The sequence below is a fragment of the Bradyrhizobium sp. CCBAU 11361 genome (genome assembly GCF_028128935.1).
GTDB classification, from domain to species: domain Bacteria; phylum Pseudomonadota; class Alphaproteobacteria; order Rhizobiales; family Xanthobacteraceae; genus Bradyrhizobium; species Bradyrhizobium niftali.
This window is the reverse complement of sequence record NZ_LBJZ01000197.1, coordinates 37,569-60,729: the sequence shown is the minus strand read 5'-3', so window position 1 is coordinate 60,729 and position 23,161 is coordinate 37,569. Positions and strand designations below refer to the sequence as shown.

Here is a 23,161-nt window from a genome sequence, read left to right as displayed (position 1 = left end):
ATCGCTCCATCGGAGGTATGCGCTTCACGAGATGCTGGCGCATCGGCAGGATCTTCTCAGGCAACTGACGGCCGTCACGGGCGCGGACCCGAAGCCGGCCATCGCGCGGGTCTGCGAGGAGATCACGATTATCGAAGCCGGGCTCGCGACGCTCGCGCCGGAATAGGCACCTTTCGGTCCCCCGCTGCGGGTTCACAGCTCCGTGCACCGCCGCGCTTGCCAGCCCGGAGCCGAGCGGGTAGAAGGCTGCCACGCCTGAGCCGTGATTTGCGCCAAACGCGCTTCCGGCCGCAGTCGGACAAATTTGTAAGCTATTGAATTTGTTCGGCTATTCCGTTGGGGAATGGTGTAACGGTAGCACAACAGACTCTGACTCTGTTTGTCTTGGTTCGAATCCAGGTTCCCCAGCCAATTCAGGCGCTTTTTCCCAAGCCATGATTGACCCGCCCCGCAGCCGCACCATTTGCGAAGCCCGGCTGGCCGCACCCCGCTCGCGACGGTTTGCCTCATCTGAAAGCGCATCTGCGGGGTCGGATCGCCGCGCGCTCCATCGTCCTTGGGACACACAACCCAAGGAGATCCGTGATGCCCTATGTCGATGGTTTCGTGCTGGCCGTGCCGAAGGACAAGATCGAGGCCTACAAGGCGCTGGCGAAAATGGCCTGCGCGGTCTGGATGGAGCACGGCGCGCTCGATTATGTCGAATGCATCGGCGACGACGTTCCCTATGGCGAGCTGACATCGTTTCCGCGCGCGGTGATGGCGAAGGAGGATGAGCTCGTCGTGTTCTCCTGGATCGTCTACCGCGACCGTGAGAGCCGCGATGCCGTCAACAAAAAGGTGATGGCGGATGCGCGGCTCAAGGGCTGCGACATGCCGTTCGACGGCAAGCGCATGATCTATGGTGGCTTCACGACTCTGCTGCGCGCGAGCGACGTTATCAGTTGAGTGAGGTAGAGCACGGAGACTCGTAGCCCGGATGGAGCGTAAGCGAAATCCGGGTGCGCTGTCCGTGCTCCAGGTCGGCAAAAGCGTGCTGTCGGGCACCGCGGCGGCGCTGGCGGAAGACCCGCAGGTGCAGAAGGCCTATCTCGGAGTCGAGTGACCCATCTCCGCCTGAAGCAGCAGCAACAGGCAACCGGCCAGCCGCGCCTCCATCTCTTTCGACCGAAGCTGCAGCGGCCCGGGGTCGTTCAGGATCGCGTTCACCAGCGTGCCCAGCACGACCTGGAAGCCGAAGGCGATGGTGCGGGTCTTGGCGGCCTTGCGTCCCTTGCCCATGGCGGGCAGCAGGAGAGGGGTGGCGCGCATCGTGGTCGCCTTCGCGAGCGCCTTGAACGGCGTCCATTTGTCCGGGCGGGTGTCGTCATGCTGAAGCGCCGCGCGCAGCACGCCCTCGTGGTTGCGCATCCAGGCGATGATGCTGCTGACGATGACCTGGCAGAGCTTGTCGAGGCCGGCGCCGGGTGACGGCCGCCTGATCTCGCCCAGCCGCTGCTCGCCGTCGCGCGTGGCCAGCGCCATCAGGGCGTTGAAATAGGCCTCCTTGCTCTCGAAGCGGCTGTAGAAGGCGCCGACGGTGGCGCCGACCTCGGCGCAGAGTGCCTCGATCGAGAGTTCGGCAAGGCTCCGCGCCCGCAGCATATCGGCGCCGGCGCGCAGCAGCGCCAGCGTCGTCTCGCGGCTGCGCTTCTGGCGCGACGGGGCAACGCCCGGCAGGTCGAAATCGCGAAATCCGGGCTCTTCTGAGCGTGGCCGCATCGGTGCTTGCATCCGATCAAAATCATAATCATAATTCGGATTATAATTTAAGCGCGGTCGGACCGCGGGTCAACCGTCCGATTCACGCAACAGGCAGGGAGGGTCAGATGAGCGCAGGCAGCGGCACGCCGTTCCGCGGCACCGTCGGCAAGACGGTTGCGGAGTCAAAACCCTGGTGGCCGGAGGCGCCGAAGCCGCCCGAGGGTGCGCCGAACATCCTGGTCGTGCTGTTCGACGACGTCGGCTTCTCCGATTTCGGCTGCTACGGCTCGACAATCAAGACGCTGACCATCGATCGGCTCGCCGCGGAGGGGCTGCGCTACTCCGGCTTTCACACCACAGCGATGTGCTCGACGACGCGCGCCGCGCTGCTGACAGGACGCAATCATCACTCGGTCGGCGTCGGCTGCCTTGCCAATTTCGATTCCGGCTATCCCGGTTATCGCGGCAAGATCGCGCGCGAGGCGGGGACGCTGGCCGAGATGCTGCGTGTGCATGGCTATCGCAACTACATGGTCGGCAAATGGCACGTCACGCCGCTGACCGAGAGCGGCGCCACCGGCCCGTTCGACGGCTGGCCGCTCGGGCGCGGCTTCGATCGCTTCTACGGTTTCCTCGATGCTGAGACCGATCAGTATGCGCCTGAGCTCGTGTCCGACAACACGCATATTGATCCTCCGGGCACTTTCGCCGACGGCTATCACCTGACCGAGGACCTGATCGACCAGGCGATCCGCTTCGTCGGCGATCACGTCGCCGACCGGCCGGAGATTCCCTGGCTCACCTGGGTTGCGCTCGGCGCCTGCCATGCGCCGCATCAGGCGCCCGCCGATATCATCAGGAGCTACGACGCGACCTTCGCGCACGGCTGGGACGTCGAACGGGAGCAGCGCCTGGCGCGCCAGAAGGCGATGGGGCTGGTGCCGCAGGACACGCGGATGCCGCCGCGCAATGACGGCGTGAAGGCCTGGGAGGATCATTCCGCGGACGAGCGCCGCGTGTTCACGCGCCTGCAAGCAGCCTTTGCCGGCATGCTCGACCATTCCGACCGGCATCTTGCCCGGCTCGTCGCGTTTCTCGATACGGCCGGCATCCGCGACAACACTGTCATCATCGTGATGTCCGACAATGGCGCGAGCCAGGAGGGCGGGCCGCTCGGCTTCGTCAACGCGATGGGGCCGTTCAACTTCAAGCCGGAGCCCATCGCCGAAAAGCTGAGCCGCATCGACGACATCGGCGGGCCCGACACCCACAGCAATTTCCCGCATGGCTGGGCGATGGCGTCGAACACGCCGCTGCGGCGCTACAAGCAGAACACCCATGGCGGCGGCATCCGCGATCCCTTCGTCATCAACTGGCCAAACAAGATCGCAAGCAAGGGCGAGCTGCGGCACCAGTTCGTCCACGCCTGCGACCTCACGCCGACGCTGCTGGAATTGATCGGCATCGAGTCGCCCGGCACGATCGCGGGCTGCCGGCAGATGCCGCTCGAAGGCGAGAGCTTTGCGCGCTCGATCACGGACGCGTCTGCGCCTTCAAAAAGCTCGCCGCAATATTTCGAGATGTTCGGCCATCGCGGCCTCTGGCAGGCGGGGTGGAAGGCGGTCGCCTACCATCCGCCCGGCACGCCGTTCGAGAATGACAGATGGGAGCTGTTTCATCTGGACCAGGATTTCTCCGAGACCCATGATCTCGCCACCAAGGAGCCGGAGCGTCTCGGCCGCATGATCGCGACTTGGTGGGAGGAGGCGGAGAAGCACAACGTGCTGCCGCTCGACGACCGTTTCGGGCCGCGCTTTGCGGAGAACGCCGCGCGCTTCCACGGTGCGCGTCACCATTTCGTCTTCCATCATGGAATGGGTCACGTGCCGACCGACGTCGCGCCCGACGTGCGCAGCCGCAGCTACACGATCGAGGCGCATGTCGAGATCGATGAGGCGGGTGCCAACGGCGTGCTGATCGCGCACGGCGATGCGACCTCGGGCTACAGCCTCTACGTCAAGGACGGCCATCTCGTGCACGACCTCAACATCGGCGGCAGTCACCAGGTCGTCCGCTCCGATCGCAAGGTGCCGTCAGGCGCGCGGCGGCTCGGTGTGCACGTCGAACGCCTCCTGCGCAAGGAGCCGCCGGCCAAGGGCTCGCGAACTGGCGTCACCGAATACACGCTGCTGATCGATGGCGAGCCGGCGGGCACGCTCCAGACCCAGCTCGGCTTCCACACGCTGATCTCGTGGTCCGGCCTCGACATCGGCCGCGACCGCGGCAGCCCGGTGTCGCATTACGAGGCGCCGTTCGAGTTCGAGGGCCGGCTGCTGCGCGTCACCGTCACCATGCACAACGACCAGAAGCTCGACGGCAATGCCGTCGGCAACGCGCAGATGGCGCGGCAGTAGCGGAAGAAGCCCGTTACTTGATCTTGTCGTAGGCCGCCGCGAAATCGCCCAGCGGCATCGGGATCGCGATCGTCTCCTTGGCCATGTTCTGGAAGGAGACCTTCAGCTGCTTGCCCGACCGCAAGGCCGCAAGCAGGTCCGCCGCGATCGGCGTCGAGGCGTAGCAGCCGCGATTCTCGCAGGTCTGGATCTGGAGGTCGACGGTCTTGCCCTCATCGACCTGGAGCTTGGCGCCGATCGGAAGGTTGAGGCCAAGCGGCAATTGCAGCAGCGCCACCGGCGTGCGGGTGTCGGGCGCGATGCGGATGTTGATCAGGACGATGGTCTGGCCGGTCTTGGTCAGCACCGCGTTCTGCTCCATCGCGCATTCGAGCGGCGCATCGCGGCTGACGCTGGTGCAGCGCACGACCCAGCCGGCTTGCTGCGCCGGAGCGCCGTCAGCCTGTGGCTGCGTCGGCGCGGGCGAGGGCTGTGCCGCCGGGGTAGAGGGAGCACCGTTCTTCTTGGCGCCCTGCTGGGCATACGCGGCACCGGTGGACAACAGGAGAGCGGCGGCGAGGGCGACAAGTCTGGATTGCATGGGCATGACGAGACTGCGTTGGCGTGAACCGGAAGCCTCGCTGTAGCGTCGCGAGAGCCGCGGCGCAAGCTTACTCGGCGGCCTGCTTGACGGTGCCGTGCGCGGACGTCTCGTGGCCTTCGCCGTCATCCGAACGGCCCCAGCCCGAGAACCAGTTGTTGAGCTCGTCGAGATAGAGATAGACCACCGGCGTGGTGAACAGCGTCAGCGCCTGGCTGACGATCAGCCCGCCGACCATGGCGTAGCCGAGCGGCTGGCGGATTTCGGCGCCGGTGCCGTGGCCGAGCATCAGCGGCACGCCGCCGAGCAGCGCCGCCATCGTCGTCATCATGATCGGGCGGAAGCGCAGCAATGCGGCCTGGCGGATCGATTCCGCCGGCGTCTTGTGCTCGTCGCGTTCGGCGGCGATGGCGAAGTCGACCATCATGATGCCGTTCTTCTTCACGATGCCGATCAGGAGAATGATTCCGATCAATGCAATGAGGCTGAAGTCGAAGCCGGCCGCCATCAGGATCAGGAGCGCGCCGACGCCGGCCGAGGGCAGGGTGGACAGGATCGTGATCGGGTGGATGTAGCTCTCGTAGAGGATGCCGAGGATCAGATAGACCACGACGAGGGCGGCGAGGATCAGGAGCGGCACGGTGCCGAGCGACTGCTGGAACGCCTGCGCGGTGCCCTGGAAGCTCGAATTCAGGGTCGGCGGCGCGCCGAGATCGGCCATCGCCTTCTGCACGGCCTCGGTGGCCTGGCCGAGCGCGACGCCCTGGGCGAGGTTGAAGCTGATCGTGATCGCCGGGAACTGGCCCTGGTGGCTGATCGAGAGCGGACGGACCGGATCGGTGGTCCAGGTCGCGAAGGTCGACAGCGGCACCTGGTCGCCGGTGAGCGGCGATTTCAGATAGAGCTTGTTGAGGCTGTCGAGATTGCCTTGCATCTCCGGCAGGATCTCGAGGATCACCTTGTAGGTGTTGAGCTGGGTGAAATACTGCGTGACCTGCCGCTGTCCGAAGGCGTCATACAGCGTGTCGTCGATCAGCTGCGGCTGGATGCCGTAGCGCGAGGCGGTATCGCGGTTGATCTTGAGCTGAACCGTGGTGCCCTGCGTCTGCTGGTCGGTCGCGACGTCGCGCAGCTCGGGCAGCGTCGCCATCTTGGCGAGGATCTTCGGCGCCCAGTCGTTGAGCTCGCCGAGATCGGCGTCCTGCAGGGTGAACTCGAACTGCGTGCGGGTCGGCCGGCCGCCGAGCCGGACGTCCTGGGCCGCCTGCATGTAGAGGCGGGCGCCTTCGACCTTGTCGAATTTCGGACGCAGCCGCGCGATGATCTGCTGGGCCGATGCCTCGCGCTGGTCGCGAGGTTTCAGCGTGATGAACATGTTGCCGTTGTTGCCGGCGCGACCGCTGCCGCCGATGTTCATCGCGATCGTGGCGACGTCGGGGTCTTCCATCACGATCTTGCCGAGCTCGACCTGGCGACGCTGCATCTCCTTGAACGAGATGTCCTGCGAGGCTTCGGAGGTCGCCGTGATCAGGCCGACGTCCTGTTGCGGGAAGAAGCCCTTCGGGATCAGGACGAACAGGTAGATCGACAGGCCAAGCGTGGCGAAGAAGATCGTGAGCGTGGTGCGGCGCCAGGCCAGGGCATGGTCGAGGATGTATTCATAGCCCCGCAGCATCCCGTCAAAGGCGCGCTCGCTCCATTGGTAGAACTTGCCGTGGGTCACCTCGCCATGGGCGCGCAGGAAGCGCGAGGCCATCATCGGCGTCAGCGTCAGCGACACGAACATCGAGACGAAGATGGTCATCGCCAGCACGACGGCGAACTCGCGGAACAGGCGCCCGATGATGCCGCCCATCAGCAGCAGCGGGATCAGCACGGCGACCAGCGAGATGCTGATCGAGACGATGGTGAAGCCGATTTCCTTGGAACCCTTGAAGGCGGCCGCCATCGGCGATTCGCCTTCCTCGATGTAGCGCGTGATATTCTCCAGCATCACGATGGCGTCGTCGACGACGAATCCGACCGCGATCGTGAGTGCCATCAGCGACAGATTGTCGAGTGAATAGCCGACGACCCACATCAGGGCGCACGCGCCCAGCAGCGCCAGCGGAACCGTGATGGTGGGAATGACGGTCGCCCAGAAGCTGCGCAGGAAGATGAAGATGACCATGACCACGAGGGCGATGGTCAGCAGCAGTGTGAACTGGACGTCCTCGACTGCGGCGCGGATGGTCGTGGTGCGGTCGCTGATGAGCTCGATCTTGATCGCGGGCGGGATCGCTGCCACGAGGCGAGGCAAGGTCGCCTTGATCCGGTCCACGGTCTCGATGACGTTAGCGCCTGGCTGCTTGAATATCACCAGGAACACGCCGCGCTTGCCGTTGGCCCAGGCCGCCTGCTTGGCATCTTCAGCGCCGCTGACCGCCTGTCCGATGTCGCGGATCCGCAACGGGCCGCCGTTGCGATAGGCGATGATGACGTCGTTCCAGTCCTTGGATTGGGTCAGCTGGTCGTTGGCGTAGATCGTGTAGGCACGCTTGTCGCCGTCGATATTGCCCTTCGGGCTGTCGACCGTGGTGATCGCGATCTGGCTGCGCACGTCCTCCATCGACAGGCCCTTGGCGACGAGTTTCGCGGGGTCGATCTGAATGCGGATGGACGGCTTCTGCTGGCCGCCGATGAACACCTGCGCGACGCCGGCGAGCTGGCTGATCTGCTGGGCGAGCTGGGCGTCGACGGCGTCGCTGACGGTGGTAAGGGGCAGCGTCTCCGAGGTCGCCGACAGCAGCAGGACCGGCGCATCGGCCGGGTTGACCTTGCGGTAGGTCGGCGGCGAGGGAAGATTTTTCGGCAGTTGGCCACTGGCGGCGTTGATGGCGCCCTGCACGTCATTGGCAGCGCCGTCGATATTGCGGTTGAGGTCGAACTGGATGGTGATCGACGCGGTGCCCAGATAGCTCGTCGAGGTCATCTGGGCGATGCCGGGGATCTGGGCGAATTGGCGTTCCAGCGGCTGGGCCACCGACGAGGCCATGGTCTCGGGGCTGCCGCCCGGCAGGTTGGCGGTGATCTGGATGGTCGGGAAGTCGACCTGCGGCAGCGGCGCGACCGGAAGCAGGGGGTAGGCGACGAGACCGACAAAGAGGATGCCGGCCATCAGCAGCGAGGTGCCGATGGGATAACGGATGAAAGGTGCCGAAATCCCGCCCTCGGTCATTCCTGTCGTACCTTGTTCTGGGCCGGGTCCGAACTCGCCACCGCCGTCGAGACGAGGCTTCCGGGCTGTACCTTGAATTGACCGCCCGTGATCACCTGCTGCCCGGGCGTGAGGCCTTCGTCGACGACCGAACGTCCGTCGATCGCGTAGCTGACCTTGATCTTGTGCACTTCGGCCTTGTTGTCCCGGTTGACGGTATAGGCGTAGAGACCATTGGTCGAATGCTGAACCGCGTCATCCGGGACCACGGTCGCATCCTTCAGCGTCCGCACCAGAAGCCGCGTCGAGACCGACTGTCCCGGCCACAGAGTGTGGTCCTTGTTGTCGAACACCGCCTTGAGCCGGATAGTCCCGCTGGTCGTGTCGACCTGGTTGTTGATGACGGCGAGCTTGCCCTCGGCCAGCGTCTTCTTGCCGTCGGTGGTGAACGCGATCACCTTGAGTGCCCCGGCCTTCTGGCCCTCGTTGATATAGGCGAGCTGATCTTCCGGCGCCGTGAAGATCACGGAGATCGGCTCGACCTGCGAGATCGTGACGATGCCGGTCTGCGTCGAGGCATTGACGATGTTGCCGACGTCGACCTGGCGCAGGCCGGCGACGCCGGTGATCGGCGCCTTGATCTGGGTGTAGTCGAGCTGGGTCTGGGCATTGGAGATCGCGGCGTCGTCGGCGGCGATCTGGGCGGTGAGCTGGGCGACGGTGGAGCGCTGGGTGTCGACCCGCTGAGCGGTAGCGAATTCGCCGAGCTTCATGGCGCGCTGGAGCTCGAGATTGGCGTTCGCCAGATTCGCCTCGTCCTGCGCCTTCTTGGCTTTGGCCTGGTCGAGCGCGGCTTGATAGGGGCGGGGATCGATCGAGACCAGAAGCTCGCCCTCTTTGGCGATCTGGCCTTCGGCGAAGGCGATCTTGTCGATCTGGCCATCAACCCGGGGCCGGACCTGGACGGTGTTGAAACCCTGAACCGTGCCTAGACCGGTCAGGTAGACCGGGAAGTCGACTTTCTGGACCGGCGCAACGCTCACGGGAACGGCCGGCGCGCGGGGCGGACCCTTTTGTGCCGTCTGGGTTTTTCCGGGGTCTGGCGAGCCGAATTTCTGCCAACCATAGTAACCCGCGGAGGCCACGGCCGCGATGATCAGAATCCAGAGGATCGGCCGTGTTGTTTTCATATCGGCTCGTGTCGGCTCTTGTGCCCTCAGCTACGAATTACCGGGCAATCATAGGGTTCCAGGGCGCTTGTATAATACACGCCAAGTTCCAGTGTAAACAGCACTATCGGTTGAGAATCCTAAACAATCGGAAAGCTTTGCACCCCTTAGGCAACCCTCTGCCGCGCCGGTGTGCAGTGCTGCATTTTCCCTGCGCGAGCGATCAGCGTGCAGAAATTAGGCAATGCTCGCAGCCGGTGTGGGCGGGCGCGGCGAGTTGGGTGCAAGGCCGGCACAGCGGCCGGCCAAAAGCGGCGGGACGTGCGCTTTCCGAGAACGGTTCTAAATCGAACGGGCGGTGTTTCGGTTGTCAGGAAAATCGGCATCGTTCATATCGGCGCGCCACAACGGGAGCGCAGGATGGACGAATTGAACGGCAAGCTGATCGCGTGTCAGATTCTGATCACAGGATTGATCGCCCGCGTCGCCAACGAGCAGCGCGATCCCTTGCGCTTCCTCACCGACTTCCGCGACGAGATCAAGGCGGTGGTGAATGGCGTCAACATCGCCGGCATGGATAGCACCGATCGCGTGCGTGCCGTCGCGCACAAGACTGTCGACGAATTGTTCTCGCTGATGAAGGCGCCGAGCAGTGATTGACGCTGCGAGCGCGATCGCCGATTTCGCGGCTTTTTTCGCGCGCGCTTTAGAACGACTCCAATCTCTGTTTAGAACCGTTTGAAACTGTAGATTAGAATCGTTTTGATCTGGACTTATTCAAGCGTTCTCGCGGCCTGCCCGCATTGACCCACTATTTTGCCGTCGATACCAACAGCCCAATCGCTCATCGAAGTGAATGAGCGAACATGAAGATGGGGCGTGTTGTAATGGGGCAGGTGGTCGCACCGAAGTCGTTGCGTTCGGTGGCAGCGTTCAATCCGGTTGATGAGAAGTCCGCGGGCATTTCCGGCAAGAAGGTCTCGGCAGTCGCGAGCCTGATCGCGGCGGCGTCGGTGTCGAGCGGCGCCGAGGCGCAGCAGTTGAACCTGCCGCCGGTGACGGTCGATGCTCCGGTCCAGCGTCCGCGCCCGGCGGCCTCGAAGCCCACGCCGGATCAGGTCCGCGCGCGTAACGCGCTTCGTCGCGCCGCGCAGCGGCAGCAGGCTGCCCAGCAGGCCGCTCCCGCGGCACCGGCCGGCGAAGCGGACCGGAATCCCTATTCCGATCCGGTCGCACCCTACAAGGTCGACCACGTCCAGGCCTCGGGCAAGTTTCCCGAGCCGATGTTGAACACGCCGAAGACCATCACGGTGCTCAGCAAGGAAGTGCTCGAGGACAAGAACGCCACGACGCTGAAGGAGATCGGGCGCTCGACCGCCGGCGTGACGCTGGGATCGGGCGAGGGCGGCAATGCGTTCGGCGACCGCTTCTTCATCCGCGGCTTCGACGCGCGCAACGACGTCTTCATCGACGGCATCCGCGATCCCGCGGTCTCCATCCGCGAGAACTTCTTCACCGAGCAGATCGAGATCCTGCGCGGTCCGGCGTCCTCCTATGCCGGCCGCGGCACCGCCGGCGGCGCCATCAACATCGTCACCAAGCAGGCGGGCGACGTCAACTTCAAGCGGATGGATACCGAGTTCGGCACCGACAGGACCAAGCGCGTCACGCTCGACGTCAACCAGGTCGTCGATCCCACGTTCTCGGTGCGCACGGGCGGCCTGTTCCAGGACGCCAACGTCGCGGGCCGCGACTATGTGACCGACAATCGCTGGGGTACCTTCATCTCGACCAGGTACACCCCGACCAACGACATCAAGATCACCACGAACTACGTCCACACCGACCTCAGCGGCTATCCTGATTTCGGCGTGCCTTATTACAAGCAGGGCAACGTGCCGGTGACGTCGGCCGGCATTCCGCGCGGAAACTGGTACGGCTTCCTGAACCGTGACTTCCAGACCGCGCGGCAGGATTTCGGCACCGGCACGATCGAGTACAAGGTCAACGAGGCCATCACGCTGACCAGCAAGGTGCGCGGCGAGCACTCGCTGCTGAACTATATCGGCACGCTGCCGCAGAACCCGAACACGACCAGCCCCAATCCGTTGCTCTGGACCACGACGGCGAGCGCGCAGAGCCGCTATCAGAACGTGGACGTGTGGGCCAACCAGAACGAGGCGACGTTCAAGCTCGACACCGGCGGGGTCAAGCATACCGCGGTGTTCGGCGTCGAATATTCGAACGAGAACATCTCGATCGACCGCTACGCCGGCCTCGCGTCGGAACTGGCCGGGAGCCCCTTCACCAGCAATGGTGCCGTGACGGGGGTCAATCTCTACTCACCGCAATACACCAACATTCCCTTCGGCATTCCGGGGCTCGCCGGAAATCCGACGCGCTATGGCGTCAACACCAGCAGCGTCTATGTCATGGACACCGCGAACTGGCAGGACACCATCATCGTCAATGGCGGCGTGCGCTACGACGGCTACAGCCAGAGCTCGTCCACGAACTCGGCCTACCTCAAGCAGAACAACGATCTCGTCAATTACAACGTCGGCCTGGTCTACAAGCCGATGTCGATCGGCAGCGTCTATGCGGCCTACGCGACCTCGGCCAATCCGTTCGGATCGGAGCTCGATGCCACCGCCACCGATTACGGTGGCATTCCGGCAAACACGACTGTTCTGCTTGGGCCCGAGCGCAATAAGGCGGCCGAAATCGGCACCAAGTGGGAACTGGCGGATCGCCATCTCCTGGTGACCGGCGCGCTGTTCCAGACCACGAAGGACAACGCGCGCGAGACCGTCAACGGCCTGCTCACTTCGGGCGCAGCCTACAGAATCCAGGGCATCGACATCGAGGCCGAGGGCAAGATCACGGATCGCTGGAGCATCTTCGGCGGCCTGGTGCTGATGCAATCCAAGGTCACGCAGAGCGGCATCGCCTCCAATCTGGGGCTGCAGCTTGCCAACGTTGCCCACCAGTCGTTCAGCATGCTGACCAAGTACAAGTTCGACGGCGGTTGGGAGATTGGCGGCCAGGCGGTGTACCGCTCCAAGGTCTACGGCGGCACGTTTGCGGCCAACACGGGCAACGAACTGCCGAGCTACTGGCGCTTCGACGCGTTCGTCGAGAAGAAGATCGACCAGAACTGGACCATGAAGTTCTACGCCCAGAACCTCACCAACAAGCTCTACTACGACACGCTCTATCGTAGCGCCGTGCCGTTCGTCGCGGTCGCACCGGGCAGGGCGTTCTATCTCGTGACAACGGCGAAGTTCTGATCATGTTGACGTGCCTGCCTGGCGTTCTCAGCAAGGATGATGTGGCGGATTTCCGCCGCATCATGGACGCCAGCGAATGGGAGGACGGCCGCTCCACCGCAGGGTCGCAGTCGGCCATGGTCAAGCGCAATGAGCAGTTGCCGCCGGACAGCGAGGTCGCGCGCAAGCTCGGCAACCGTATCATCTCGGCGCTGACGTCGAACCCGCGCTTCATCGCGGCGGCGATCCCGCTTCAGATCTTCCCGCCGCTGTTCAACCGCTATGCGGCGACCAGCGGCCATCATTTCGGCCTGCATGTCGACAATGCGATCCGCGGCGACCGCCTGACCGGCCTTCGCATCCGCACAGATCTGTCGGTCACGCTGTTCCTCGCCGAGCCGGACGAGTACGACGGTGGCGAACTTGTGATCGAGGACACCTACGGCTCGCACGAAGTCAAGTTGCCAGCCGGCGACTGCGTGCTCTATCCCTCGACCAGCCTGCATCTCGTGACGCCGGTGACCCGGGGAGCGCGGGTTGCATCTTTCTTCTGGCTTCAGAGCATGATACGGGACGATCAAGCCCGGAGCATGATCTTTGACCTCGACATCGCGATACAGGCGCTGGTGGAACGGCTCGGGCGTGACGATCCCGAAACGGTCAAATTGACGGGTATCTATCACAACCTCATTCGCTACTGGGCCGAAGTATGAAGATCATGTCCTTCCAAGCAAGCGTTGCCGCAGCCTTGATGCTGGCGGCCGCCTGGCTCGCATCGCCTGTTTCTGCCCAGACACAGACCCCGCCTGCGGCCCCGGTACCATCCATGGCCCGGCCGGCTCCGGCCAGCCCGGCCCCCGCGGCATCATCGACGACCGCGCCTGCCGCCCCGGCGCCTGCGGCCTCGACGGCGACCGCTCCCGCGGCACCGACGGCGTCCGCCGCAGCCATCGCCCCGGCGTCTGCGAAGCCCGACACGGCATCCGCTGCCGCGCCGGCCATGAAGGAATTGTCGCCCTGGGTGATGTTCATGTCGGCGGACGTCATCGTGAAGGCGGTGATGATCGGGCTCGCCTTCGCTTCGATCGTGACCTGGACCGTGCTCATCGCCAAGTCGATCGAGCTGTCGGTCGCGTCCGGCAGGCTTCGTTCGGCACTGAGGAAGATCTCGGAGGCACGCTCGCTCGCCGAGGCGCAGATGGCGCTCGGCACCAAGGAGGGCATCCTGCCGTCCTTCCTGGCGGCAGCGCTGCGCGAGGCGCGGATGTCGGCCGGCCTGTCCAGCGATGCCGGCATCAAGGAGCGCGCAGCCTCGAGCTTTTCCGAGATCGTGCGCGCGGAGGCGCGGCGCATCCGCATCGGCATGGGCGTGCTCGCGACCATCGGCTCCACGTCGCCCTTCGTCGGCCTGTTCGGCACGGTCTGGGGCATCATGAACAGCTTCATCGGCATCTCGAAGTCGCAGACCACGAACCTCGCCGTGGTCGCGCCCGGCATCGCCGAGGCGCTGCTCGCCACCGCCATCGGTCTCGTCGCCGCCATTCCCGCGGTCATCATCTACAATCACTTCTCGCGCATGACGAAGGGCTATCTCGAGCTCGTCAGCCGTGCCTCGGGCGCGGCGGCGCGGCTGCTCTCGCGCGACCTCGACCGCAGCCACGGCAGCCTGCATTCACGCGCGGCAGAGTGAACCATGGCCGTTTCGCTCGCAGACAACGATGACGACGACGACTTCTCGGAAACGCATGACATCAACGTCACGCCGTTCATCGACGTCATCCTGGTGCTGCTGATCATCTTCATGGTCGCAGCTCCGCTCTCGACCGTCGATCTGCCGATCGATTTGCCGACGTCGAGCTCGACGCCGCAGAAGAAGCCGGACAAGCCGACCTATCTCAGCATCAAGCGCGACCTGGGGCTTGCCATCGGAGAGGATTCCGTCCACCGGGCCGATTTGATTGCGACCCTCGACGGCATGTCCGACATGAGCAAGGACAAGTACGTCTTCCTGCGTGCCGATCGCTCCGTGCCCTATGGCGAGTTGATGGGCGTCATGGAGCTGTTGCGCTCCGGCGGTTACACGCGGGTGAAACTGGTTACGCTCGAGGGGCCTCCCGCGGCAGCGGGAGCACCTGCTGCGGGCGCTGCACAGCCTTAGAGGTGCGCCAAGGAACTGCTATGCCTGACGTCGAACTCGAACCCAGACCGGCCAGGAGGCTTTGGATTTTGGCGGCGGTCGCGGCGCTCGCGCTCCATTTGGGCGGAGCCGCGCTCGCGCTCGCGAACTTGCGGGCCGACGATGGCGACGAGGGGTTGGGCGCCGCCGGGGCCGAGTTCGCGGTCGAGATGACTTCGCCGCCGGTTCAGGAGTCCGACAGGGCACCCGGGCCTACGGACTCTGAGGAGCAGGAAGAGCGCCCGGCGCTGCCCGAGCAAAAGGCCGAGCTGAAGGAGACGGAGCTTCCCCAGGATCGGCCGCAACAGGCCGAGGATCCGGATCGCCTCGTCAGCGAAAACAAGGCGAAGAAGGAGCAGGACGACGATCCGAAGGTGGCCGCCGTCGAAACGCCGGCCATGGAGGCATCGCAGAAGTCGATTGCGATGGACCGGCAAACCTTTGAAGACGCCACGCGCGAGGCCGAGAAGGCCATGGCGCCGGTTCTCGGCATCGGCAAGGACCTCCTGAGGCTGACGGCCGATTGGAACCGCAAGATCAGCGCGCACCTTGCGGCGCACAAGGTCAATCCGGAGGGCAAGGAGCCCAGGAACCAGGTTGCAAAGGTGAGCTTCGCGCTCAATCGGCGAGGAAACGTGATTTCGGTCGACGTCGTGGAGTCGTCCGGAGATGCGGCTTACGATGCCGCTGCGATCTCCATGGTCCACAAGTCAGATCCATTCCCGGTGCCGCCTACCGAGCTGATCGATGATCGCTTCGAACGCACCGTCGAGATCAAGTTCAAGCCGCCGGACGAGAAGAAAAAGAAGAAGACGGCTCAGCGCCAGTAGAGCCGGATGCCGACATAGACCACGACCAGGCAGGCGAAGATCAGCGCCACGGGAAGGGGCCGTTTCTGGGTTCCACCGAATGTCGCCGCCTCGAAGGAGGCAGCCTTTTTCGGCTTCGGGGCCGGGCGGCGGAAAGCGGTAACATTGTCCGCCGCCGGCTCTGCCGGACGGGGGCGGACGTCGGGCGGGGCTCCCGCGCCTCCCATCTCGGCATAGTAGGCCCTGTAGATCGCGCCGATGGTGGCTTCGGTAGCCTCGCCCTCGCTCATCTGCGCCAGCAGGTTCTTGTAGCTTGCGAGGAACTCCTGGGCTTCCGGTGGCAGCGCGGACGAGCCGTTGAGCTTGGCCATCATCTTCCAGGTGGCAAAATCGGCACGGGCTCGGGTGTCGGCGCGTCGCGCGATCAGCATATCGGCAGCTTTGACCAAGTCGGCCTCTGGCCCTTCGGCTTGTGTTCGGGTGTCGTTGTTCAACTACGCGTTGCCGGTCAGGAAGAGAACAGCCTGAATCACATAACCGGTCAACGTTCGCAGTATTGCTGAAATAACATCAAGATTTAGACCGAACTGCGAGCCCGCAAGCGGCAGCAGGATCAACAGGCCGATCAGGATCAGCATACCGAACGGCTCGAGCCGGGCCAGCGGCAAAGCGAGGGGGCGGGGCAGCAGTCCGACCGCGACGCGCCCGCCGTCGAGCGGCGGGATCGGCATCATGTTGAACACGGCCAGGATCGCGTTGATCAGGATCGCGTTCTTGAGGTTGTCGACGAACCAATGCGCCGAACTGGCGGGGACCCAGGGCAGAGCGTGGACGGCAAGGGCCGCCGCGAGCGCCAGCAGGATGTTGGTGGCGGGCCCGGCCAGCGCCACCCAGACCATGTCGAGCCTGGGGTTGTTGAGGTTGCGAAAATTCACCGGCACCGGCTTGGCATAGCCGAACAGGAACGGCGAATGCGCAAACAGCAGCATTGCCGGCAGGATCAGGGTACCGAACGGGTCGATGTGGCGGATCGGGTTGAAGCTGACGCGGCCGAGCTGCCAGGCTGTGTTGTCGCCAAGCCGATGCGCGACGAAGGCGTGCGCGGCCTCGTGGAAGGTGATGGCGAGCACGAGCGGCAGCACCCACACCGACAGGTCATAGAAAGAAATGTTCACGGCTCGTCCGTCCCGGTTTCCCTGCGGCCTTGCAGCCGTCCGGCCAAACCGGCGGTACAGCGACGCTTCCCCTGAACATAGGGTGGCCGATTCTGAAATGCCACGCTGCAAATGACCGGCGAGGCCCGCGGCCGCCGCGCCGGCACAAATTCACGCCGGGATCGTCGTCTGATATTGCGTCAGACCATCGTCGAGCTTCAGCCAGGCGAGCTTTTCCGAGACCCAGATGTGCTCGGTCGGCGCAAAGGCGTTGCGATCGTCGAAGGTCGCGAGCGAAACGCCCGCCAGCGTGCCGTTGCGCCGCCAGGCGAACAGTCGCGTGCCGCAGCGCTTGCAGAATACGCGGTCGATGTTCTCGGACGACGCATAGCGCTCGGTTTCGCCCTCGACGGTCAGCGCGCGCTGGTCGAACTGCGCGCGGGCGAAATAGGGCGAGCCCATCGCCTTCTGGCACAAGCGGCAATGGCAGATGCGGACATTGAGCGGCTCGCCCTCCGCCTTGAACCGCACCGCACCGCACAGACATCCACCTTCCCGGATCATGAGTGCCTCAATAGGTCGCCCGTCCGCCGGAAATATCAAACACCGCGCCGGTGGAGAAGGCGCAATCTTCGGATGCGAGCCAGCTCACCATCGCGGCGAGCTCTTCCACCAGCACGAAGCGCCCCTTCGGGATTTTCGACAGCATGAAGTCGATATGCTGCTGCGTCATCTGGTCGAAGATCGCGGTCTTCGCGGCCGCCGGCGTCACCGCATTGACGAGGATGTCATGCGCGGCGAGCTCCTTGCCGAGCGATTTCGTCAGCGCGATCAAGCCGGCCTTGGACGCCGAATAGTGCGAGGCGTTGGGATTGCCTTCCTTGCCGGCGATCGAGGCGATGTTCACGATCCGCCCGTATTTCTGCTTGAGCATCACCGGCACGATCGCCTTGCAGACGATGAAAGGGCCGTCGAGGTTGATGCGCAGCACCTTGCGCCATTCCTCGAGGTCGGTCTCCCAGACCGGCTTGTTGACGCCGGCGATGCCGGCATTGTTGACCAGGATGTCGATCTTGCCGAAGGCGGCCAGCGTCGCATCGCGCGCCTGCTCGACGGCCGCGGTGTCGGTGACGTCGACCTTGAAGACCTTGGTCTCGCCGCCGATCTCCTTGGCCGTCTTCTCGGCCAGTGCGGCGTCGAAATCCCAGATCGCGACCTTGGCGCCGGAGGCGGCGAAGCGCTGAACGATGGCGCGGCCAAAGCCCTGCGCGCCGCCGGTGACGACGGCGATGCGGCCGTTGAGATCGATCTTGTTCATCGACAAATCCCTCTATCTATCCCTCATGGCGAGGAGCGCGCACTTGGCGCGCGTCTCGAACCATGAAGCCCGTGGCCCATCCCTCGAGACGGCGCTGTCGCGCCTCCTCGGGATGAGGAGTGATCAGAGCATGTAGCCGCCGTCGACGACGAGGTCGACGCCGGTGGTGAATGCGCTCTCGTCACTGCCGAGATAGACCGCCATGGACGCGATTTCGTCGGCGGTGCCGAGCCGGCCCATCTTCTGGCGCGAGACGAACATCTCCTTGCCCTGCGGCCCTTGCGCGGCGGCGCGGTCGAGCATCGAGGGCGTCTCGACGGTGCCGGGGCAGATCGAGTTGCAGCGGATGCCCTTGGTGATGAAGTCGAGCGCCACCGCGCGCGTCAGCAGCGACACCGCCGCCTTCGATGAGCTGTAGACGTAGCGGTTGGCCGGCGGCCGCAGCGCGGCGCAGGACGAGATGTTGACGATGCTGCCACCGCCGCCCGCCAGCATCTCGGGCAGGAACGCCTTGATGGTCCGGTGCATCGACTTAACGTTGAGGTCGAACGAGAAATCAAAATCCTCTTCCGAACACTCCAGGATGGTGCCGTGGTGCACGAAGCCCGCCGCGTTGAGCAGAATGTCGATCTTGCCGACTCGCTTGGCGAAGGCATTGACGTCGGCGGTGCTGCGGACGTCGAGCTTGGCGACCTCGGCGATGCCTTCCTTCGTCAGGCCCGCGATGCCGGCCTCGTTGATGTCGGTGGCGATGACGGTTGCGCCTTCACGCGCGTATGCGATGGCGCATGCGCGCCCGATGCCTGCTGCCGCAGCCGTGATGACGGCGCGCTTTCCCTTGAGGCGGTCTGCCATTTTCTTGTTCTCCTCGATTTGCTCGGTGCCGTAGCCCGGATCAGCGCGCAAGCGCGATATCCGGGAGCGGCGTCCCGGGTGTCGCTTCGCTCACCCGGGGCTACGTGTGCCTAACTCAGTGATTATCCCGCGCCACGCCAAACGCGCCGGCGACGTTCTGGTAGCGGGTGGCGAGCTCCATGCAGGCGCCGGTCGATTGCTGGCCGACGGTGTTGCGGTAGATCTCCTGCCACGGCGTCTGGTTCGGCGGATGCTTGAAGCCGCCATTGGCCTTGAGCTCGGCGTGGCGCTGCTTCAGTTCCTCGTCCGAGATCAGGATGTTGGCGCTGCCCTTGTTGAGGTCGATGCGGACCTTGTCGCCGGTCTTGAGGATCGCGAGGCCGCCATTGGCCGCGGCTTCGGGCGAGGCGTTGAGGATCGAGGGCGAACCCGACGTGCCGGACTGCCGGCCGTCGCCGATGCAGGGCAGGGAGTGGATGCCGCGTTTGATCAGCGCCGCCGGCGGCTGCATGTTCACGACCTCGGCGCCGCCGGGATAGCCGATCGGCCCGGTGCCGCGGATGAACAGCACGCAGCGCTCGTCGATGTCGAGCGAGGCATCGTCGATCCGCGCGTGATAATCCTCCGGACCCTCGAACACGATGGCGCGGCCCTCGAAGGCGTTGAGGTCCTTCGGGTTGCTGAGATAGCGGTCGCGGAATTCCTTGGAGATCACGCTGGTCTTCATGATCGCGGAATCGAACAGATTGCCCTTCAGTACCAAGAAGCCGGCGTCCTTCACCAGCGGCTTGTCGTAGGCCCAGATCACGTCGTTGTCGGGGACCGGCGCGTCCTTGCAGTTCTCGCCGATGCCGCGGCCGTTGACGGTGAGGGCGTCCTCATGGATGCGCTTGTGCTTCATCAATTCGCGCACCACGGCCGGCACGCCGCCGGCACGGTGGAATTCCTCGCCGAGATAGAAGCCGGCCGGCTGCATGTTGACCAGCAGCGGCACGTCGTGGCCGACCTTCTGCCAGTCGTCGATCGAGAGCTCGACGCCGATGTGGCGCGCCAGCGCGTTGATGTGGATCGGCGCGTTGGTCGAGCCGCCGATCGCCGAATTGATCACGATGCAGTTCTCGAACGCCTTGCGGGTCAGGATGTCCGAGGGCTTGAGGTCCTCCCAGACCATCTCGACGATGCGTTTTCCGGTCTCGTAGGCGATCTGGCCGCGCTCGCGATAGGGGGCGGGGATCGCCGCACAGCCCGGCAGCGAGAAGCCGAGCGCTTCGGCAAGGCCGTTCATGGTCGAGGCGGTGCCCATGGTGTTGCAATGGCCGACCGAGGGCGCCGAGGACGCCACGATCTCCATGAACTCTTCATAGTCGATCTCGCCGGCGGCGAGCCGCTCGCGCGACTTCCAGACGATGGTGCCGGAGCCGGTGCGCTCGCCGGCATGCCAGCCGTTCAGCATCGGGCCGCCCGACAGCACGATCGCGGGCAGGTTCACGGTCGCCGCCGCCATCATGCAGGCCGGCGTGGTCTTGTCGCAGCCGGTGGTCAGCACCACGCCGTCGAGCGGATAGCCGTAGAGGATTTCGACGAGGCCGAGATAGGCAAGGTTACGGTCCAGCGCCGCGGTCGGGCGCTTGCCGGTCTCCTGGATCGGATGGGTCGGGAATTCCATCGCAATGCCGCCGGCCTCGCGGATGCCTTCGCGGACGCGGTGGGCGAGCTCGATATGGTGGCGGTTGCAAGGGGAGAGGTCGTTCCCGGTCTGGGCGATGCCGATGATCGGCTTGCCGGACTGCAGCTCGGCGCGGGTGAGGCCGTAGTTCAAATAGCGCTCCATATAGAGCGCCGTCATGCCCGGATTATGCGGGTTGTTGAACCATTCCTGCGAGCGAAGGTGGCGGCGGGCGCCGTTACCGGCCGGCGCCTGCCCATTGGTTGGCTTTTTTGTCATTGGGTTCTCCTGCAATGCAAACGCACTGGCGTCGGTCTTCGTCGGTCTTGGGGTGTCGGCTTGTGCGATGCCCAGCGGCGCGAGCGATGATCTGCCTTCCCGCTGGCGGGGCGTTTCCTCACAATTCCGATATTAGTCATGGCTGCTTGGTAACGCTACCATTTTGTTCGCCGTGCCCGCACCTGACGCGGCCGGCCTGCTGTCCGAACGCCGCGCCGAAGAGCTTTGCCGCTCGATCACCTTGAAGCCGAGATCGAGCACCGGATGCTCCGGGCGCCGTCCGTCGATCGCCTCGATCAGCATGGTGGCGGCCGTCCTGCCCATCTCGTAGCGGTTGGTGCGCACGCTGGTGAGGGTGGGGACGGCGGAGGCCATGAATTCGAGGTCGTTGAAGCCGACGATGGCGATCTGCTCGGGGACTGCGATCTCCCGGCGCCGGCATTCGAACAGCACGCCGAGCGCGAGGTCGTCGTTGGCGCAGAACACCGCATCGAGGTCGGGTTCGCGTGCCAGGAGGTCGGTGAAGAGGGCGCCGCCGAGCGTCACGGACGTCGGTGTGGCGGTCGTGACGACGAGGCGTTGCTCGAACAGGGAGGCGTCCTTCATGGCCGAGACATAGCCGTCCAGCCGCCGCTGCACCCGCGGGTCCATGCGCGCGCCGACGAATCCGACCTTGCGGTGACCTTGCCCGAACAGGTGGGCAATCGCCGCGCGCGCTGCCTCATAGTGGGAAAAGCCGATCATCATGTCGACCGGATTGGGCCCGATCTCCATGATCTGCACGATCGGGCAGTCGGCCGCCTCCAGCATCGCGCGCGATTCCTCGGTCTGGTCGATGCCGGTGACGATCAGCCCGGCCGGCTTCTGCGCAAGAAACAGGCGCAGCAGCTTCTCCTCCTGGAGGATGCTGTAGCGGGTGTTGGACAGCTGGATCGAGTAACGGCTGCCTTCGGAGGCGTCATAGATGCCGCGCAGCACGTCGGAAAACACGTTGTTGGTCAGTGACGGAATCAAGACACCGATCACCTCGGTGCGTTGCGAGGCGAGCGCGCGTGCCGCCAGGTTCGGCACATAGCCGAGCTCCTTGGCCGCGCTCTCGACCCGCGTCCGCTTGGCGACCGAGAGCGCCTCGGGATTACGGAAGAAGCGGGACGCCGTGATCGGGCTGACGCCGGCAAGCTCGGCGACTTCCGCCAGCCGGATTTTGCCTGACTTGGTGCGTTTTCGACCCATTGCTGCTCTTAACACAGTCATTGTCGCAAACAAAGGAACGTTGACAGCGCTACCAGCAACGACTAACCAAAGACAAATTGCCAAAACCGCACAAACTGCCGACAATGTCGCCTGTTAAGACCGGGCTTCGTTCGGCGAAGTTCAGAAAAAACAAGACGGTCGCGGCGCGAGGCGCCGTGGACTTTCGAGGAGGGAGCTAGATGTCGTCTGTGCAAATCCGCGACGTGCGGAAATCGTTCGGCAACTTTGAAGTCCTGCACGGCGTCTCGATCCCGATCGAGGACGGCCAGTTCGTGGTCCTGGTTGGTCCCTCCGGCTGCGGCAAGTCGACGCTCCTGCGCATGCTCGCAGGCCTCGAGAACATCACCTCCGGCACGATCTCGATCGGCGACCGCGTCGTCAACAATGTCCAGCCCAAGGAGCGGGACATTGCGATGGTGTTCCAGAACTACGCGCTCTATCCGCATATGACCGTCGGCGAGAACATGGGCTTCTCGCTGAAGCTGCGGAACGCGAGCTCCGACGAGATCAACAAGCGCGTCAAGCGCGCCGCAGAGATCCTCGCGCTGTCGCCGCTGCTCGAGCGCTATCCGCGCCAGCTCTCCGGCGGTCAGCGCCAGCGCGTCGCCATGGGCCGCGCCATCGTGCGCGATCCGCAGGTCTTCCTGTTCGACGAGCCCTTGTCGAATCTCGACGCCAAGCTGCGCGTCGCCATGCGCACCGAGATCAAGGAGCTGCACCAGCGGCTCAAGACCACGACCGTCTACGTCACCCACGACCAGATCGAGGCCATGACCATGGCCGACAAGATCGTCGTCATGCATGACGGCATCGTCGAGCAGATGGGCACGCCGCTCGAGCTCTACGACAAGCCCGAAAACCAGTTCGTCGCCGGCTTCATCGGCTCGCCGGCCATGAACTTCCTCAAGGGGCATGTGCGCGTCAACGGCGCTGCGATCTTCGAAGGGCCGAACGGCGTCAAGCTGCCGCTCAGGAGCGCGCCGGCGGCGTCCGACGGCCGTCCCGTGGTCTTTGGCGTCCGGCCCGAGCATTTCACCATCGCCGACGACGGCGCGGAGGCCGAGATCGTCGTGGTCGAGCCGACCGGCTCGGAAACCCAGGTGTTCGCAAAGCTCGGCGGCGAGCAGGTCGTCGCCGTCTTCCGCGAGCGTCACCAATTCAACCCGGGCGACAAGGTCCGGCTGAGGCCCGATCCGTCGGTGGTTCACTTGTTCGACGAGGCGACCGGCAAGCGCCTCAACGCGTAGCCCAAGACGTAAGACAAGAAAAAGCATCACAG

General features: G+C 64.6%; 22 protein-coding genes and 1 tRNA gene. 12 read left to right on the top strand and 11 right to left on the bottom strand.

What is annotated here, in order from left to right; all coding sequences use genetic code 11:
• Window positions 1-31: 31 nt before the first annotated feature.
• The 4 genes from XI08_RS38400 (at window position 32) to XI08_RS38385 (ending at window position 1,105) form a co-directional block, all read left to right on the top strand.
• On the top strand, window positions 32-166 hold the full coding sequence (locus tag XI08_RS38400) for a hypothetical protein (protein ID WP_271578404.1): 135 nt from the start codon (window positions 32-34) through the stop codon (window positions 164-166).
• Window positions 167-337: 171 nt separating this feature from the next.
• Window positions 338-411 (top strand) — tRNA-Gln (locus XI08_RS38395).
• A gap of 174 nt (window positions 412-585) precedes the next feature.
• Complete coding sequence (locus XI08_RS38390) at window positions 586-948, top strand: DUF1428 domain-containing protein (RefSeq protein WP_027543170.1); 363 nt, start codon at window positions 586-588, stop codon at window positions 946-948.
• Between the two features lie 31 nt (window positions 949-979).
• Window positions 980-1,105 (top strand): hypothetical protein, encoded by a 126-nt coding sequence (locus tag XI08_RS38385; protein ID WP_271578403.1) that lies wholly within the window; start codon window positions 980-982, stop codon window positions 1,103-1,105.
• Here the strand turns inward: XI08_RS38385 and XI08_RS38380 are convergent.
• Window positions 1,087-1,761 (bottom strand): TetR/AcrR family transcriptional regulator, encoded by a 675-nt coding sequence (locus XI08_RS38380; protein WP_271578402.1) that lies wholly within the window; start codon window positions 1,759-1,761, stop codon window positions 1,087-1,089. The two genes, XI08_RS38385 and XI08_RS38380, sit on opposite strands and share 19 nt — an antisense overlap.
• Window positions 1,762-1,868: 107 nt before the next feature.
• Here XI08_RS38380 and XI08_RS38375 point away from each other — a divergent pair, with 107 nt between their 5' ends.
• Window positions 1,869-4,157: an arylsulfatase gene (locus tag XI08_RS38375; RefSeq protein ID WP_271578401.1), complete on the top strand. Its 2,289-nt coding sequence runs from the start codon at window positions 1,869-1,871 to the stop codon at window positions 4,155-4,157.
• A 13-nt stretch (window positions 4,158-4,170) separates the two neighbouring features.
• Here the strand turns inward: XI08_RS38375 and XI08_RS38370 are convergent, their stop codons facing one another.
• The 3 genes from XI08_RS38370 to XI08_RS38360 form a co-directional block, all read right to left on the bottom strand.
• The gene (locus XI08_RS38370; protein WP_271578400.1) at window positions 4,171-4,743 is read right to left on the bottom strand and encodes an invasion associated locus B family protein; all 573 of its coding nucleotides are present in this window, start codon (window positions 4,741-4,743) and stop codon (window positions 4,171-4,173) included.
• A gap of 64 nt (window positions 4,744-4,807) precedes the next feature.
• Window positions 4,808-7,954 (bottom strand): multidrug efflux RND transporter permease subunit, encoded by a 3,147-nt coding sequence (locus tag XI08_RS38365; RefSeq protein WP_027543166.1) that lies wholly within the window; start codon window positions 7,952-7,954, stop codon window positions 4,808-4,810.
• Window positions 7,951-9,123 carry an efflux RND transporter periplasmic adaptor subunit gene (locus tag XI08_RS38360; RefSeq protein ID WP_271578399.1) on the bottom strand — a complete coding sequence of 391 codons (1,173 nt, stop codon included), beginning with the start codon at window positions 9,121-9,123 and terminating at the stop codon, window positions 7,951-7,953. The genes XI08_RS38365 and XI08_RS38360 overlap by 4 nt, the downstream gene beginning before the upstream one ends.
• 399 nt (window positions 9,124-9,522) lie before the next feature.
• On the opposite strand from XI08_RS38360, the gene XI08_RS38355 reads away from it, so the two are divergent.
• The 6 genes from XI08_RS38355 to XI08_RS38330 all read left to right on the top strand — a co-directional run bounded on the left by XI08_RS38355 (window position 9,523) and on the right by XI08_RS38330 (window position 15,377).
• Complete coding sequence (locus tag XI08_RS38355; RefSeq protein ID WP_271578398.1) at window positions 9,523-9,762, top strand: hypothetical protein; 240 nt, start codon at window positions 9,523-9,525, stop codon at window positions 9,760-9,762.
• Window positions 9,763-9,989: 227 nt separating this feature from the next.
• Window positions 9,990-12,392: a TonB-dependent receptor gene (locus XI08_RS38350; RefSeq protein WP_271578615.1), complete on the top strand. Its 2,403-nt coding sequence runs from the start codon at window positions 9,990-9,992 to the stop codon at window positions 12,390-12,392.
• A gap of 2 nt (window positions 12,393-12,394) precedes the next feature.
• Complete coding sequence (locus XI08_RS38345; RefSeq protein WP_271578397.1) at window positions 12,395-13,084, top strand: Fe2+-dependent dioxygenase; 690 nt, start codon at window positions 12,395-12,397, stop codon at window positions 13,082-13,084.
• Window positions 13,081-14,061, top strand: a complete 981-nt coding sequence (gene exbB, locus XI08_RS38340) for a tonB-system energizer ExbB (protein ID WP_271578396.1) — start codon at window positions 13,081-13,083, stop codon at window positions 14,059-14,061. The genes XI08_RS38345 and exbB overlap by 4 nt, the downstream gene beginning before the upstream one ends.
• Window positions 14,062-14,064: 3 nt before the next feature.
• Window positions 14,065-14,529, top strand: coding sequence for a TonB system transport protein ExbD (gene exbD / locus XI08_RS38335; protein WP_027543160.1), 465 nt, complete (start codon window positions 14,065-14,067; stop codon window positions 14,527-14,529).
• Window positions 14,530-14,549: 20 nt separating this feature from the next.
• Window positions 14,550-15,377 (top strand): TonB family protein, encoded by an 828-nt coding sequence (locus tag XI08_RS38330; RefSeq protein ID WP_271578395.1) that lies wholly within the window; start codon window positions 14,550-14,552, stop codon window positions 15,375-15,377.
• Here the strand turns inward: XI08_RS38330 and XI08_RS38325 are convergent.
• The 7 genes from XI08_RS38325 to XI08_RS38295 form a co-directional block, all read right to left on the bottom strand.
• Window positions 15,365-15,787, bottom strand: a complete 423-nt coding sequence (locus tag XI08_RS38325) for a hypothetical protein (RefSeq protein WP_271578614.1) — start codon at window positions 15,785-15,787, stop codon at window positions 15,365-15,367. The two genes, XI08_RS38330 and XI08_RS38325, sit on opposite strands and share 13 nt — an antisense overlap.
• Before the next feature lie 63 nt (window positions 15,788-15,850).
• Window positions 15,851-16,531 (bottom strand): site-2 protease family protein, encoded by a 681-nt coding sequence (locus XI08_RS38320; protein WP_271578394.1) that lies wholly within the window; start codon window positions 16,529-16,531, stop codon window positions 15,851-15,853.
• A gap of 150 nt (window positions 16,532-16,681) precedes the next feature.
• On the bottom strand, window positions 16,682-17,074 hold the full coding sequence (locus tag XI08_RS38315; RefSeq protein ID WP_271578393.1) for a GFA family protein: 393 nt from the start codon (window positions 17,072-17,074) through the stop codon (window positions 16,682-16,684).
• A 7-nt stretch (window positions 17,075-17,081) separates the two neighbouring features.
• Window positions 17,082-17,828, bottom strand: coding sequence for an SDR family NAD(P)-dependent oxidoreductase (locus XI08_RS38310; protein WP_271578392.1), 747 nt, complete (start codon window positions 17,826-17,828; stop codon window positions 17,082-17,084).
• Window positions 17,829-17,951: 123 nt separating this feature from the next.
• Window positions 17,952-18,683: an SDR family oxidoreductase gene (locus XI08_RS38305; RefSeq protein ID WP_271578613.1), complete on the bottom strand. Its 732-nt coding sequence runs from the start codon at window positions 18,681-18,683 to the stop codon at window positions 17,952-17,954.
• Between the two features lie 115 nt (window positions 18,684-18,798).
• The gene (locus XI08_RS38300; RefSeq protein ID WP_271578391.1) at window positions 18,799-20,628 is read right to left on the bottom strand and encodes an IlvD/Edd family dehydratase; all 1,830 of its coding nucleotides are present in this window, start codon (window positions 20,626-20,628) and stop codon (window positions 18,799-18,801) included.
• Window positions 20,629-20,760: 132 nt separating this feature from the next.
• Window positions 20,761-21,861 (bottom strand): LacI family DNA-binding transcriptional regulator, encoded by a 1,101-nt coding sequence (locus XI08_RS38295; protein ID WP_271578390.1) that lies wholly within the window; start codon window positions 21,859-21,861, stop codon window positions 20,761-20,763.
• 200 nt (window positions 21,862-22,061) lie between these two features.
• Between XI08_RS38295 and XI08_RS38290 the strand changes: the two genes are divergently transcribed.
• The gene (locus tag XI08_RS38290) at window positions 22,062-23,129 is read left to right on the top strand and encodes an ABC transporter ATP-binding protein (RefSeq protein ID WP_271578389.1); all 1,068 of its coding nucleotides are present in this window, start codon (window positions 22,062-22,064) and stop codon (window positions 23,127-23,129) included.
• Window positions 23,130-23,161 lie beyond the last annotated feature (32 nt).

Coding starts and splice junctions, on each gene's coding strand:
- XI08_RS38360 (WP_271578399.1), bottom strand. CDS start 9,123: ATGAAAACAACACGGCCGATCCTCTGGATTCTGATCATCGCGGCCGTG.
- XI08_RS38315 (WP_271578393.1), bottom strand. CDS start 17,074: ATGATCCGGGAAGGTGGATGTCTGTGCGGTGCGGTGCGGTTCAAGGCG.
- XI08_RS38400 (WP_271578404.1), top strand. CDS start 32: ATGCTGGCGCATCGGCAGGATCTTCTCAGGCAACTGACGGCCGTCACG.
- XI08_RS38375 (WP_271578401.1), top strand. CDS start 1,869: ATGAGCGCAGGCAGCGGCACGCCGTTCCGCGGCACCGTCGGCAAGACG.
- XI08_RS38355 (WP_271578398.1), top strand. CDS start 9,523: ATGGACGAATTGAACGGCAAGCTGATCGCGTGTCAGATTCTGATCACA.
- XI08_RS38380 (WP_271578402.1), bottom strand. CDS start 1,761: ATGCGGCCACGCTCAGAAGAGCCCGGATTTCGCGATTTCGACCTGCCG.
- XI08_RS38365 (WP_027543166.1), bottom strand. CDS start 7,954: ATGACCGAGGGCGGGATTTCGGCACCTTTCATCCGTTATCCCATCGGC.
- exbD (WP_027543160.1), top strand. CDS start 14,065: ATGGCCGTTTCGCTCGCAGACAACGATGACGACGACGACTTCTCGGAA.
- exbB (WP_271578396.1), top strand. CDS start 13,081: ATGAAGATCATGTCCTTCCAAGCAAGCGTTGCCGCAGCCTTGATGCTG.
- XI08_RS38350 (WP_271578615.1), top strand. CDS start 9,990: ATGGGGCAGGTGGTCGCACCGAAGTCGTTGCGTTCGGTGGCAGCGTTC.
- XI08_RS38345 (WP_271578397.1), top strand. CDS start 12,395: ATGTTGACGTGCCTGCCTGGCGTTCTCAGCAAGGATGATGTGGCGGAT.
- XI08_RS38300 (WP_271578391.1), bottom strand. CDS start 20,628: ATGACAAAAAAGCCAACCAATGGGCAGGCGCCGGCCGGTAACGGCGCC.
- XI08_RS38370 (WP_271578400.1), bottom strand. CDS start 4,743: ATGCCCATGCAATCCAGACTTGTCGCCCTCGCCGCCGCTCTCCTGTTG.
- XI08_RS38385 (WP_271578403.1), top strand. CDS start 980: ATGGAGCGTAAGCGAAATCCGGGTGCGCTGTCCGTGCTCCAGGTCGGC.
- XI08_RS38330 (WP_271578395.1), top strand. CDS start 14,550: ATGCCTGACGTCGAACTCGAACCCAGACCGGCCAGGAGGCTTTGGATT.
- XI08_RS38305 (WP_271578613.1), bottom strand. CDS start 18,683: ATGGCAGACCGCCTCAAGGGAAAGCGCGCCGTCATCACGGCTGCGGCA.
- XI08_RS38390 (WP_027543170.1), top strand. CDS start 586: ATGCCCTATGTCGATGGTTTCGTGCTGGCCGTGCCGAAGGACAAGATC.
- XI08_RS38295 (WP_271578390.1), bottom strand. CDS start 21,861: ATGGGTCGAAAACGCACCAAGTCAGGCAAAATCCGGCTGGCGGAAGTC.
- XI08_RS38290 (WP_271578389.1), top strand. CDS start 22,062: ATGTCGTCTGTGCAAATCCGCGACGTGCGGAAATCGTTCGGCAACTTT.
- XI08_RS38325 (WP_271578614.1), bottom strand. CDS start 15,787: ATGCTGATCGCGCGACGCGCCGACACCCGAGCCCGTGCCGATTTTGCC.
- XI08_RS38310 (WP_271578392.1), bottom strand. CDS start 17,828: ATGAACAAGATCGATCTCAACGGCCGCATCGCCGTCGTCACCGGCGGC.